This window comes from Acinetobacter sp. 1566109, assembly GCF_000582255.1.
Taxonomy (GTDB): Bacteria; Pseudomonadota; Gammaproteobacteria; order Pseudomonadales; family Moraxellaceae; genus Acinetobacter; species Acinetobacter nosocomialis.
Genome location: NZ_JEYB01000078.1, coordinates 1 through 13831, shown reverse-complemented (window position 1 = coordinate 13831; position 13831 = coordinate 1). Strand labels below are relative to the sequence as shown.

10 protein-coding genes are annotated in these 13831 nt (G+C 40.7%); 3 read left to right on the top strand and 7 right to left on the bottom strand.

Annotated features, from left to right (window positions below; genetic code table 11):
• Positions 1-1887, top strand: a 1887-nt coding sequence (locus J582_RS22840; protein ID WP_032048663.1) for an alpha/beta fold hydrolase, incomplete at its 5' end; no start/stop codon positions are given.
• 55 nt (positions 1888-1942) lie between these two features.
• Here the strand turns inward: J582_RS22840 and J582_RS22835 are convergent.
• The 7 genes from J582_RS22835 to betI form a co-directional block, all read right to left on the bottom strand.
• Complete coding sequence (locus tag J582_RS22835; protein ID WP_032048662.1) at positions 1943-3277, bottom strand: basic amino acid/polyamine antiporter; 1335 nt, start codon at positions 3275-3277, stop codon at positions 1943-1945.
• A gap of 5 nt (positions 3278-3282) precedes the next feature.
• The gene (locus J582_RS22830) at positions 3283-4161 is read right to left on the bottom strand and encodes a homocysteine S-methyltransferase family protein (protein WP_000696108.1); all 879 of its coding nucleotides are present in this window, start codon (positions 4159-4161) and stop codon (positions 3283-3285) included.
• Positions 4162-4377: 216 nt separating this feature from the next.
• Entirely contained in the window at positions 4378-4848 is a 471-nt protein-coding gene (locus J582_RS0105265) for a hypothetical protein (protein ID WP_032048661.1), read from the bottom strand.
• A 91-nt stretch (positions 4849-4939) separates the two neighbouring features.
• Positions 4940-6580 (bottom strand): malate dehydrogenase (quinone), encoded by a 1641-nt coding sequence (gene mqo, locus J582_RS22825; RefSeq protein ID WP_032048660.1) that lies wholly within the window; start codon positions 6578-6580, stop codon positions 4940-4942.
• Between the two features lie 510 nt (positions 6581-7090).
• Positions 7091-8749 carry a choline dehydrogenase gene (gene betA, locus J582_RS22820; RefSeq protein WP_004888295.1) on the bottom strand — a complete coding sequence of 553 codons (1659 nt, stop codon included), beginning with the start codon at positions 8747-8749 and terminating at the stop codon, positions 7091-7093.
• Positions 8750-8844: 95 nt separating this feature from the next.
• Positions 8845-10317 carry a betaine-aldehyde dehydrogenase gene (gene betB, locus J582_RS22815; protein WP_002054363.1) on the bottom strand — a complete coding sequence of 491 codons (1473 nt, stop codon included), beginning with the start codon at positions 10315-10317 and terminating at the stop codon, positions 8845-8847.
• Complete coding sequence (betI, locus tag J582_RS22810) at positions 10310-10933, bottom strand: transcriptional regulator BetI (protein ID WP_032048659.1); 624 nt, start codon at positions 10931-10933, stop codon at positions 10310-10312. The genes betB and betI overlap by 8 nt, the downstream gene beginning before the upstream one ends.
• 264 nt (positions 10934-11197) lie before the next feature.
• On the opposite strand from betI, the gene J582_RS22805 reads away from it, so the two are divergent.
• A complete protein-coding gene (locus J582_RS22805) occupies positions 11198-12820 on the top strand; it encodes a BCCT family transporter (RefSeq protein WP_022575078.1) in 1623 nt (540 codons plus the stop codon).
• Between the two features lie 117 nt (positions 12821-12937).
• The coding region (locus J582_RS22800; RefSeq protein ID WP_032048658.1) for a BCCT family transporter at positions 12938-13831 on the top strand (894 nt) is incomplete at its 3' end.

The following is a 13831-nucleotide window of genomic DNA, read 5'->3' as shown; positions in this document are numbered from 1 at the left end:
CTTGCAATAATGGGACTGCTCAGCGGTTGTCAGGTCATTCATTTAAAAGAAAGTAACTTAAGTAGCGCTTTAAAAAGTAAAAATGAAAGCATTTTGACTGACAATACTTTAAGCCATCAAACCCAAAACTTACTGTATTTGGTCAAAGAAAATGAAAAATCTTGTCTGCAAAATTTTGATGATTGTTTAAAGAAAATTCAGGGACTGTCTGAAAATAGCAGCAGAGAAGAGCGTTATGCTGCGCTCAGCGAAATTTATTTGGCAAAAGCTTTAGATGTTGGACGTAGCAGTCAGTGTAATGTGGGCAGTAAAAATAATAGCTGTGTCGAGCAAGAGTTAGCACTGTTTGATAAAAGCTTGCGTTATAGCTATGTCTATTTGTTTGACTCTGAAGAGTCGCCGTTCGATCGGGTATTTGACCATCGGCAAAATCAGGTGCGTATTTTTTATAACGTGGCTTTATCAAAGCTCATGACCACGTATTTTAATCATTTAAATACGCTTCATTTCCCACCGTTACTAAAAGCAGATGGGCATGAGTACCACGTCAATTTTGACCATGCAGTAGATGTACAAAACATTGAGGTCGATACCTTTCGCTCTAGCTATAACATGAACTTTTCAGGGTTTAATACCGTCAACCGTAAGGACGGTTTAGGTGCTGAATTTATTGTGGGGCGTAAGGAGCATGATGTAAATCATGGTTTTATTTTAGATCCCGACGCTTTTTATGCTCACCAGAGCAATCCCAACATTCATTTACCACGTTTCTTTCCAGTCACGGCCATTGCCTACCCAAAACAAAAGGCCACAGCCGATCAGGTCATTGATGGGGCAGAGTTAGAAATTGCCATGTTTGATCCATACCGACAGGACCGCGTGAAAGTTGAAGGCGTGGACTATCCACTCACTGCTAACTATTCGGCGCCTTATGGGCTATGGTTATCGAAATATAATTTAGGTGCAGCAGGCTATTGGTCTTTAATTAATAAAGAAGCCAATTTAATCATGCCGCATTTATATATGCTGGAACCCTTTAACCCTAATAAGAAAATTATTGTGTTTATACATGGTCTGGCAAGCAGCCCAGAGGCGTGGGTGAGCCTAACCAATGACATTATGGGCGATGCCGAATTAAGACAAAACTACCAAGTTTGGCAGGTGTTTTATTCAACCAATATGCCGATTTTTGAAAGTCGTTTTCAGATTTACTCTTTGCTGAATCAAGCTTTTCAAAACGTCGCCAAAGACAGTTACGCTGCGCACGATGCAGTGTTGGTTGGGCATAGTATGGGCGGAGTGATTAGCCGTTTATTGGTAAGCGATGCTGATGTTTCAGAGCAAGCCATACAAAAAATGAATGAAGCACAGCTAAAGCGTTTAAAAGAAAATCCTGTTATTCGAGAACGCTTTGAGTTCAAAACTTTGCCCTATTTTAAGCGGGTTGTTTTTGTTTCGGCGCCGCATCATGGTACTGACTACGCTGACCGATGGTTTACCCAAATTGCTCGCCGTATTATTCGTTTACCCGCCGACTTTTTTATTGCGGTTGAAATGAGAGATGAGAAAAATACAAAACTCAGAAAAGGTTTAATTGAAAACGGAGCAAGTAATTTAAGTCGTTCTTCTAATTTTATGCAGTTGACCCAAGCTATTCAGCCATCGTCCAATGTGGTCTATCACTCGATTATGGGGAACATAAATGGCACGGCAGATAAGTCAAAAATGAGTGATGGAATTGTGCCGTATCAAAGTTCACATTTAGGTGGAGAGCAATCAGAACTGATTATTAAAGGTGGCCATTCGATTCAAACTAGCCCTGAGGCGATTTTAGAATTACGCCGTATTTTAAGATTGCATTTAAAGCAGTCGCAGCCTGCAAAATAGAATTTTTGTTTTTAGAAAACCACTGCTGAAAATGGCTCAACAGTGGTTGAAGTGATTAATTAAGCTGGTTTTGTTTAAGTGATTTTTTATGCTCAAAGTAGCTAAGTGAAAAAATAACCAAACCAACCAAATACAACACACCAGATAACAGAAGTAAGTCTAAACCTGCTGCATAAAGCAACCAAAGTGCATAGATTGAAGCGACACTTGCAATGGCAATATGTGGCGTGCGTTTATGGCGAATCGATTCTTTAAGATAAAACGCCGATACCAGAAAATAAGGCAGCAAAATCATCACCGATGAAATCAATAAAAGCTGAGTGTAGTTTTTATTGAAAAAATACACGGCAATCAGAGAACCTTGCACCACAATAGTAGTTAGCCATAGTGATGAAATCGGCACATTATTTTGGTTATTCTTTAAAAATAGTTTCGGGAAAGCACCATTTTTTGCAGCTAAATATGGAATTTCAGTGGCAAATAACGTCCAGCTTAAATAAGACGATGAAACTGAAATAAGCAAGCCGATAGTAATAATGATGGTACCCGGTAGACCAATCAGTTGCTGCAAAATGGTCGCCATTGATGGGTTGTGCATGCCTGCAAGGGCTTCACGACTTACCACACCATAAGCCAGTACTGTCACCATGACGTAAAAACTTAAGGCCAGTAACACACCTAAAATGGTCGCTTTACCAATGTCATGACGGTTTTTGGCACGTGATGATAAAACCACTGCACCTTCAATACCGGTAAATACCCAAAGGGTAATCAGCATCAGGTCTTTGACTTGCTGCCAAAGAGGAACTTTTAAAGAAAAGTCATGTAAGTTGAGTTTGAATAAATCAAACTTAAAGGCAATAAAGGTAAAGAAGATGAAAACGACCATTGGAATAATTTTGGCAATGGTCGCCAGTAAATTCACAATGGCTGCTTCTTTAATGCCTCGGCTTACTAACCAGTGCACCAGCCATACAAAAATGCTTGATCCAATCAGAGAGTAGAGTGTATTACCTTCACCAAAAATAACGTGGTCTTTGCTGTCGGTAAACATGCCGACGCCTGAAAAGGCAATGACTACATAACCGACAATACCAATGGTAGTACACAACCAATAGCCCCACGCCGAGCAAAAACCGATTAGGTCTCCAAAGCCTTCGCGTGCATAGTTATAAATACCACCGTCTAGGTCTGGTCGTTGACGGGTTAAATGCAACAATGAGAGAGCCAAGAAAATAATGCCGACCCCAGTAATGAGCCATGCAACAAGAAGGGCAGAGCCGTTGGCAACTTGAGCCATATTTTGGGGAAGACTAAATACGCCTGACCCCACCATAGAGCTAAATACCAGCGCTGTAAGAGACAGTAATCCAATTTTGGCAGCAGACATGGTATTTATTCTTTAAAAAATTGAGAAAGTTCAGCAATGTGTTCTGGTCCAATACCGCAGCAACCGCCGACTAAACTTGCACCTGCTTGCTGCCATTGCTTAGCAAAACCAAGATAAGCTGGAGCATCTAAGTCTTTACGAATTTCATCCAGACCATCGTTGGCTGTAGCGCTTTCATCTTGTGGTGGGAATGCATTAGCGTAGGCACCAATTTGTACAGACTCAGGAATAAGTCCTTTAATTTCATTAATCGCTTGTAAGATCACTTCAGGTTGGCAGCAGTTAAACAACACCGCTTTGGCATTTGATTGCTTGATGAAATCAGCCACTTGCTGCATGTTTTCGCCTGAACGAAGTAACGCTTGTTCTTGTTTAATTTCGTCTTGCAGCGTAAATGACACCCAATAGTCCTTACCATCTTGTGGCAATAATGCGTGTACTGTTTCAACTTCTTTTAAGCAAGATTGGGTTTCAGCGAGCCAGAAATCAACTTCTGGTGCCAATGTGTTAATGATAGGCTCAGCAAGGTTTTTAGCCTGTTCCGGTTGGAACAAGTCGGCACGGTAAGAACCAAATAACGGCGGTAAGCAGCCTGCAATTTTGACATTTTTGCCGCTTTCTTTAACTGCATTTTTTGCTTGTTCGATGGCAACTTTAATTAAACGCACGCCGTCAGTTTCAAAGCGTTCTTGGCCAATGTGAAATGGTACAACCGCGTAGTTATTGGTGGTAATGACTTCTGCACCAGCATTGATAAAATCGAGGTGAACTTCTTTTACTGTTTCAGGTGCTTCAATAAGTGCGAGTGCAGACCATTCTGGTTGACGAAATGGAGCGCCACGACGGGCCAATTCACGGCCTAAACCGCCATCTAAAATTTTCATAAATTACAACATAACGGGAGAAAAATAATTCAGTTAATCTAGCGTGTAGATGAGCCGTGTTCAATCGCGAATATGCTCGATATATTTCTAAATAAATTAGATTGTTATGAATATTTTTTCTTAAAAGGAATTCTGTAGATGATGTTCAGTTTTACTGATGAACTTCATGTGAAAAAGAACACGTATTCATTTGAAAATATAGAATAAAAAATGATCTTACAAAGCACCATATTGTTGCCAGCTTTCACCTGTATGCTGTGTTTTATAATAGGCTTGAAGTTGTTTAAGCTGTGAAAAATGTATACCTGACCACACCAATAAACTAATAAATATTAAAACTTTAGATAAGCTACGAATTTTACTTACGTGAGTAAAAGCCAACAAAACAAAAAACAGGGCAGGTAAAAAGATAAAGAACTGAATAGCGGAGAAAAATAGATGAGCTGTGCTGAAATATAACGCGACTGCGCTCATGAGCACATTTAAAGCAGCACAGAGTTTTTGATATTTACCGAGCTTAAATACATAAGCCGTTATGGCAAATAACACGGCTGAGCTGACGTAAATGGCTGTACCGCCAATCATCCACATATAAAACCCGCTTAACAAAAGATAAGCCAGTAGCAAAACAAGTACGAGCTTAAAACAAAACGGTAAGAGGCGAGGTGATGATTTTAAAGGCGGCATGGCAAGTCTAAATATCTCAACAGAAGTCTTAAAAAACAAAAGGACGAATCGAAATTCATCCTTTTGATATTTTACTTATACATCATCAAACTTAGTTTGCTTTTGCAACAGGGGCAGCAGCAGTTTCATCGTTTGCAGCTTTGAACGGAGATGTATAGTTCAAGCCAAGTGTAGAACTTGTGTACTGACGAACTTTGTCGAGTAACACAGGGTCTTTGCTCAAGTCTTGCTTATAAGAAACTACAATTTCATGAAGTTTCTGGTTCCACTTACCTTCAGTTTGCTGAGGGAAAGCTTTTTCAAGCAAGTTAAGCATGATGTATGGAGAAGTCGAAGCACCCGGAGATGCACCTAACAATGCAGTTACAGCGCCGTCTTTAGAAGCAAAGATTTCTGTACCGAATTGAAGTGTTGCAGGTTTACCTGGTTCTTTCTTGATGATCTGAACACGTTGACCACCTTGGCTTAAACGCCAGTCTTCAGCTTTCGCATCTGGGTAGTATTTACGAAGTTCATTTAGACGGTCTTGGTCTGACATCATCACTTGGCTCACCAAGTATTTAACAAGATCAAGGTTTTCCAAGCCAACAGTGGTCATTGGTAAAACGTTGTTTTTGTTAGTAGATGCAAGCAAGTCAAGTTGAGAACCGTTTTTCAGGAACTTGTTTGAATAGGTTGCAAATGGGCCAAACAATACATATTTTTTACCGTCGATATAACGTGTATCAATATGTGGTACAGACATTGGAGGTGCACCAAGTTCAGCACGGCCATATACTTTCGCTGTATGTTGAGACGTAATTGCTGGGTTATCAGTAATTAAGAATTCACCACCTACAGGGAAGCCAGCATATTGTTTGGCTTCTGGTAAACCAGTAAGTTGCAATAATTTAACCGCTGCACCACCTGCACCGATAAACACAAAACGTGTTTTAACGTGATCTGTTTTACCAGTTTTCAAATCTTTGAAAGTTACAGTCCAAGTTTTGTCATCATTTTGGCTGATGCCAGAAACTTCAGTTGAAGTCTGTAATTTGAAATTTGGGTTTTGGTTTAAGTGTTTCACTAACTGATTCGTGATTGAACCGTAGTTTACGTCTGAACCAACTTCCATACGAGTCGCTGCAACTTTTTGAGTTGGATCACGATCGTTCATCACTAAAGGTGCCCATTGCTTAATCACAGCTGGGTCTTCAGTAAATTTCATACCTTTGAACAGCGGGCTTTGAATCATGGCAGCATAACGTTTTTCTAAGAACTGAACGTTATCGCCCCAAACGAAAGCAATGTGTGGAACAGGGTTAATGAATGATTTTGGTTCAGCTAAAACGCCTTGTTTTACCTGATATGACCAGAACTGTTTAGCGACTTCAAATTGAGAAGCAACTTTTTCAGCTTTGACAATTTCCATCTTACCGTTTTTTTCTTCGGTATAGTTCATTTCCATAAAGCCAGAGTGGCCTGTTCCGGCATTGTTAAAGCCGTTTGAACTTTCTTGAGCAACTTGGTCAAGACGTTCATACATACGAATTTGCCAATTCGGTTCAAGCTCAGTGAAATAAGTACCGAGAGTGGCACTCATGATGCCGCCGCCAACAAGAACAGCATCAACAACTGGCTCATCTTTTGCAGTTTGCACTTGTTTTGACGCAATCGGTCTAAACAAGAAAACAATACCTGCAATTAAAATAATAATGATTAATACCAGAAGGTATTTCAAAAACTTTTTCATGCAAGGGGAACCTTAAAATAAGTTATTTGAGTCACTTAAGGTGTGAGGAAACCTAGACAGCGTATCCAGACAAAATGGATATAAATGCGAAAGTAAAATTCTCCAAAACAGAGAACTTTAAAAAAAGAAAAATTACTTGGGATTATCGCAAACACTCTATATTTTAGACTAATTTTGCATTGACAAGACAATTTTTATAATAAATGGGGTTCATCAAAATCATAAATATGATTTATATTTGATCAAATTAAGCTTTTGTAAGATTGTTTTTAGCTTTTATTTTGGTATAAATATTTGAAAGTTAATGATTAAAATAATTTTGGTTAAACTTGAATCATTTGAGGATAATTTGCCTATAAAAATAGATTAATTTTTATTTCATGCCATATTTATGTAAATGTTTAGCTTATAGCCGCTTATTTTTTGTCATACATAGTTCTTATTAATGCTTGTGCAGTACCTATTAAATTAAGGGCATATCTCTGTATAAGAAATATGCCCTTAACGGTTTTATGACGCGACATAGAACGGTGCAGTTGAACGTGGCAACGCTTCACGCCCACGAATTTGGTCTGCAATTTTCTCTGCAATCATAATGGTGGTTGCGTTTAAGTTACCAGTAATAATGAGCGGCATAATTGAGGCATCGACCACACGTAAACCATTCATACCATGTACGCGGCCTTGACCATCTACAACAGCCATTTCGTCTTCACCCATCTTACAACTACAAGACGGGTGGTAAGCCGTTTCTGCATGGTTACGAACAAAGTCATCAAGCTCTGCATCAGTTTGCAAATGTTTGCCCGGGCTAATTTCATCACCACGATATGGGTCAAGTGCAGGTTGCTGCATGATTTCACGTGTAATACGAATTGCATCACGGAACTCACGCCAGTCTTGTTCAGTCGACATGTAGTTAAACAAGATACTTGGATGCGCAAACGGGTCTTTCGATTTAAGTTTGATACGACCGCGTGAAGGCGAGCGCATTGAACCGACATGGGCTTGGAAGCCGTGTTCTTTTACTGCATTACTACCGTTGTAGTTAATGGCAACTGGTAAGAAATGGTACTGAATATTTGGCCACTTGAACTCATCCGAACTACGGATAAATCCACCCGCTTCAAACTGGTTACTTGCACCAATACCTGTGCCGTTAAATAACCACTCGGCACCAATGGCAGGTTGGTTATACCATTTCAAGGCAGGGTATAAAGAAACGGGTTGCTTACATTTATACTGTAAGTACATTTCCAAGTGGTCTTGCAAGTTTTCACCCACACCAGGCAAATCATGAACCACATCAATGTCCATTGATTTTAAGAAGGTACTTTGACCTACGCCTGAGCGCTGTAAAATTTGCGGTGACGCAATTGCACCTGCACAAAGTAATACTTCGCGTTTAACCAATGCGCGTTGCAAGTTGTTTTGATCAGCACCAATAATGTATTCAACACCAATTGCTTGCTTTTGATTAAACAAGATTTTATTGGTTGTGGCGTGGGTCAAAATAGTCAGGTTTGGACGACCTTTTGCCATATCCAAATAACCACGTGCGGTACTTGAACGGCGGCCTTTAGGCGTAACTGTACGGTCCATTGGACCAAAACCTTCTTGCTGATAACCATTTAAGTCATCAGTACGTGGGTAACCTGCTTGTACACCTGCTTCAACCATGGCATGGAACAGTACATTGTTGCCATTTTTTGGCGTAGCCACTGATACAGGACCGCTATCACCGTGGTAGTCGTTGCCACCAATGTCACGAGTTTCGGCTTTTTTGTAGTAAGGCAAACAATCGGCATAAGTCCAATTTTCAAGGCCTTTATGAGTTGCCCATTGTTCTAAATCCATCGCGTTACCACGGATATAGCACATACCATTAATTAAAGATGAACCACCTAAACCTTTACCACGACCACATTCCATACGGCGGTTATTCATGTGCGGTTCTGGGTCGGTTAAATAAGCCCAGTTATAGCGACGACCTTGAAGAGGATAGGCCAAGGCTGCCGGCATTTGTGTACGGAAATCCAAGCGATAATCTGGTCCACCTGCTTCTAAGAGTAAAACGGTGGTATCTTTGTCTTCAGTCAGACGCGCAGCGAGTACATTTCCGGCAGATCCTGCGCCAATAATAATGTAATCATATTCTTTAATATTCATAACTATCCTTTTTTTACTAACAGTTTGCCTGAGCAATCTATAAAGACTGCTCGGCATATGTGATTTAGGTTGAAGTGTTTAGAGCGATTGAGGCATTAAAAAATGCTTTGATAATCGCCAAGTTCAACTTGAATAGATTTGATACGGGTATAGTGCCCAAGCGTGGTTAAGCCATTTTCGCGGCCCACACCAGATTGCTTGTAGCCACCGACTGGCATTTCAGCAGGTGATTCACCCCAAGTGTTAATCCAGCAAATACCAGCTTCAATTTGGTGAATAATGCGATGAGCGCGGCTAATATCTTGAGTGACTACGCCAGCAGCTAGACCAAAGGTCGTGTCGTTGGCACGTTGAATCACTTCTTCTTCGGTTTCATAGCTTAAAATGCTCATAACTGGTCCAAAAATTTCTTCTTGAACAATCGCCATTTGGTCAGTGCAGTCGCTAAATACCGTTGGTAGTACATAAGCGCCTTTGGCAAGTTCGCCTTCTGTCGCACGACCACCACCAATTAATACTTTAGCGCCTTGTTGTTTGCCTGACTCAATGAAAGACAACACTTTTTCCATATGAGGGAAGCTCGTGAGCGGGCCGAAGTTTGTGTCTTCAGCCATTGGGTCACCAATGCGAATACGTTTTACACGCTCTACAACGGCTTTTTCAAAGTCGGCTAAACGTGATTTTGGAACAAATACACGTGTACCGTTGGTACATACTTGACCTGAGCTAAAGAAGTTCGCCATAACCGCAATGTCTGCGGCACGGTTAAGGTCAGCATCTTCACAAATAATGAGTGGTGACTTACCACCAAGCTCCATAGTCACTTCTTTAAGGGTAGAGCCAGCAGCGCTTGCCATCACTTTTTTGCCAGTTTCTACGCCACCCGTGAATGAGATTTTTTCAATCACAGGATGTTCAGTCAGCCATTGACCAATTTCACGACCAGCACCTTGTACTACGTTAAATACGCCGTCTGGTAAGCCAGCTTCTGTATAGATTTCTGCAAGTTTTAATGCAGTAAGTGGCGTTGTTTCGCTTGGCTTGAAAATCATGGCATTGCCGGCAGCAAGGGCAGGGGCAGATTTCCATAAAGCGATTTGGATTGGATAGTTCCAGGCACCAATACCTGCAACTACGCCTAAAGGTTCACGGCGTGTATAAAAAAAACTTGATTCGCGAAGTGGAACTTGTTCGCCCTGAATAGCGGTTGCAAGTCCTGCGTAGTATTCGAGTACATCTGCACCAGTCACAATATCGACGGTAGATGTTTCGCTATAGGCTTTACCGGTGTCGAGTGTTTCAAGACGGGCAAGCTCATCATTACGTTCACGGAGAATATCGACAGCACGGCGTAAAATACGTGAACGCTCCATAGCGGTCATGGCTGCCCAAATTTTTTGTCCTTGTTGGGCACTTTTTACAGCAGCTTCAATATCTTGTTCAGATGCCTGTTGAAGAGTCGCGATTGTCTCGCCGTTGGCAGGGTTAATACTGTTAAATGTTTTACCACTGGTTGCTTCAACGTAGCGTCCATGGATATACAGTTGATAAACTTGTACATCACTCATTTTGTCTCTCCTGCAAAGGCTTGTTCGCAAATTGCAATTGCGTTTTTACATAATCGTAAGCAATGGAACGGGCCAGTTCGCTATCAAATTCGTTATGACGGCTTAAACTGCCACGTAGCCATAATCCATCAATCAATGCTGCCAAACCTCTTGCGGCAACACTGGCCTGTTGTTCATCTACTAACTTGAGAAAATAAAACTTCAAGTTGGAGTACAGGCGTTGATCATTAATCTTTTGCAAACGGCTCAGGTCCGGTACATGCATACTTGCAGACCAAAAGTCTAACCAGACCCGCATTGCTTTTTCATTTACCTGACTAATGTCAAAGTTAGAGTCGATAATGGCCTTAATTTGGCTCTCTGGATGCGAATCTGCTTCTGCTCTGTATTGTTCGGTTTTCCGACGCAAAACATTCAGCATTTCTTGCATACAGGTATTTATTAACCCTTGTTTGTCGCCAAAATAATGGCTAACAATGCCGGTCGACAGCTCGGCTTTTTTTGCAATTTGTGCAATGGTGGTATTAGATAACCCCACTTCATAAATTACGTCGAGTGCAGCGTTCATAATCTCTTCACGGCGCACATGCTCTGGTTTTACTCTGCGTTTTGTCATGATTGTCCACATCAGCACTTTTATGGGTGCTTTAAATTCAGCATGTTAACTTGCAGAGCATCATAGCACTTTTTTATCATACTTGTTATTGATTGAACGTTCAATCAATAACAAGTATGATGTGTAAAAATCAATGAATTTTTGAATCTGACTTCGGGGAAGAAGAGGTAGAATCAGAAGTTCTTACGGATAGGATGATGCGCATAAGTCCAGTACTTATCACGTTATTTTGGAAAAAATACACCGATTGCAAGGAGCAATAAGATGGTGTTGAAAAGTGATGGATATTCTTCAGACCATATTCGGTTAAATCGTTTCGTATTTTGGAGTTCGGCAGTCAGTATCGGCATTTTTGGCCTGTTATTTGTACTGTTTCCAGAAAAAAGTCAGTTTTGGCTGACCTATGTGCAAGAACAGGTAAACCACTTTTTTGGGTGGTATTACATGTTAGTCATTGTGCTGTGTTTAGGCTTTGTGGCTTGGCTTGCCTTCTCAAAAGTGGGACAGATTCCTTTAGGAAAAGACCACGACAAACCTGAGTTTGGCTATTTGGCTTGGACCTCAATGCTGTTTTCGGCAGGTATTGGTATCGCGCTACTTTATTATGGTGTTGCTGAACCTGTTGACCATTTTCTAAGACCACCAGAAGGTGAGGCAGGTACTGTTCAGGCCGCCCGTAATGCCATGACCTATAGCTTTTTGCACTGGGGTATTCATGGTTGGGTGCTTTATGCTTTGCTCGGCGTGACATTAGGTTATTTTGCCTTTAGACAGGATTTACCGCTCGCATTGCGCTCGGCTCTCTATCCAATTTTCGGAGAGCGGGTTCATGGCTTAGTGGGTGATTTTGTCGATGGCTTTGGTATTTTAGCGACTGTCATTTCGCTCGTGACCAACTTAGGTATTGGTGCTTTGGTGTTAGTTTCAGGTATTTGTTATTTAATTCCTGAAATACCGCATAGCTCTGCAACTTTAATTACTGCAGTCTTAATCATGATGTTTGTGGCGACAGTCACCACAGTGGTCGGGATTGAAAAAGGCTTGGCATGGTTATCACGGATTAATTTACGTTTGCTCTATGCTTTGCTTTTATTTGTATTTTTAACAGGACCGACTAACCATTTGTTAAATGGTCTTGTGCAAAATACGGGCGATTACCTTAATAATTTTATGGGTAAAAGTTTTGATATGTATTTATACAATCAAAAAGCCAGTGGCTGGTTGGGTTCATGGACTGTGTTTTATTGGGCATGGTGGATTGCTTGGGCACCTTTTGTAGGAATGTTTATTGCCCGAATTTCTAAAGGCCGAACTATTCGAGAAGTGGTTTTGGGTGTATGCCTCATTCCACTAGGTTTTACCTTGGCTTGGATCTCGATTTTTGGAAATACTGCAATTCATTTAATTCTCAATCAAAAACAGAAAGTTTTAGGTGATATGGTTTTAAGTGATCCAGCGTTGTCATTATTCAAATTACTCGAATATCTCCCGTTTAATCCGTATATTGCCGGGATTGTTGTTGTAATTTGTTTCGTTTTATTTTTGACACCGGTTGGGTCTGGTACACTAATGATCGCCAATTTGTCCTCGAAAGGGGGCACCAGTGATAGTGATTCACCGATCTGGTTACGCATCTTTTGGTCTGTGGTCATTACCATTGTAAGTATCGGCTTATTATTAGCAGGTAGTTTTAACTCCATGCAAAGTGCAGTGGTGTTATGTGGTTTACCATTTTCTGTGATTATTTTGCTTTATATGTTTGGCCTAGCCAAAGCCCTAAAGCAAGATGATTTTGACCCGAATGTTGCGAAAAAGCAGTTAGCTATTTCAAAAGACATTTCTATTCCATCGAATTGTGACCAGAACAAAGTGACCGAAGTTTTATAACCTTGGTTCATCACATTTATTTATATTTTTTGCGTTCAAAGCAGTCTTTTCATTATTGTTAAATAGTGAAAAGACTAAATTGAATATTTTATTTTTCTTCTATTCCTTGAGGATTGTATGGCAACAGATAATCCAAGAGCAGTTGATGATTTAACATTATCTAAATCTAAAAAAGACCCGCTTAACCGTGTGGTTTTTTATATTTCAGCTCTAATCATTTTAATCTTTTCTCTCGTTACTTTTTTATTTAACGATTTCGCAAATCGAACCATTAACACCGTTCTTGCGTGGGTAACGTCAACCTTTGGCTGGTATTATTTACTGGCTGCTACGCTGTATATGGTGTTTGTCATTTTCATTGCCTGTTCACGATATGGTGAAATTAAACTTGGTCCTAAACACTCAAAGCCTGAGTTTAGTTTACTGAGTTGGTCTGCCATGCTGTTTTCGGCAGGTATTGGTATCGATTTAATGTTCTTCTCGGTGGCCGAGCCATTATCTCATTATATGCAGCCGCCTGTTGGTGTAGGCCAGACCTATGAAGCGGCACGCCAAAGTATGGTGTGGACGCTGTTTCACTATGGTTTGACCGGATGGTGTATGTATGCCTTGATTGGTATGGCACTTGGTTATTTCAGTTATCGCTATAACTTACCGCTTACCATTCGTTCTGCACTTTACCCAATTTTTGGGAACAGAATTAATGGGGCAATTGGCCATAGTGTAGATACTGCCGCCGTCATCGGGACAATTTTTGGTATTGCGACCACCTGCGGGATTGGCGTAGTACAGCTGAACTATGGTTTACATGTTTTATTAGGACTGCCAGAGAATATCTGGATGCAGTTTGCACTCATTGCCATTGCAGTCGGTATTAGTATTATTTCAGTGACATCTGGGGTGAATAAAGGCCTTAGGATTTTGTCTGAAATCAACATTTATGTATCAATTGGTCTTTTACTGTTTATTTTGTTCTTGGGCAATACCGAGTTTTTACTCAATGCGCTGGTA

What these genes read in the sequence shown, in the direction of transcription:
- betI (WP_032048659.1), bottom strand. Translation starts at nt 10,933, where the DNA reads ATGACAAAACGCAGAGTAAAACCAGAGCATGTGCGCCGTGAAGAGATT.
- betA (WP_004888295.1), bottom strand. Translation starts at nt 8,749, where the DNA reads ATGAATATTAAAGAATATGATTACATTATTATTGGCGCAGGATCTGCC.
- J582_RS0105265 (WP_032048661.1), bottom strand. Translation starts at nt 4,848, where the DNA reads ATGCCGCCTTTAAAATCATCACCTCGCCTCTTACCGTTTTGTTTTAAG.
- J582_RS22830 (WP_000696108.1), bottom strand. Translation starts at nt 4,161, where the DNA reads ATGAAAATTTTAGATGGCGGTTTAGGCCGTGAATTGGCCCGTCGTGGC.
- J582_RS22835 (WP_032048662.1), bottom strand. Translation starts at nt 3,277, where the DNA reads ATGTCTGCTGCCAAAATTGGATTACTGTCTCTTACAGCGCTGGTATTT.
- mqo (WP_032048660.1), bottom strand. Translation starts at nt 6,580, where the DNA reads ATGAAAAAGTTTTTGAAATACCTTCTGGTATTAATCATTATTATTTTA.
- J582_RS22805 (WP_022575078.1), top strand. Translation starts at nt 11,198, where the DNA reads ATGGTGTTGAAAAGTGATGGATATTCTTCAGACCATATTCGGTTAAAT.
- betB (WP_002054363.1), bottom strand. Translation starts at nt 10,317, where the DNA reads ATGAGTGATGTACAAGTTTATCAACTGTATATCCATGGACGCTACGTT.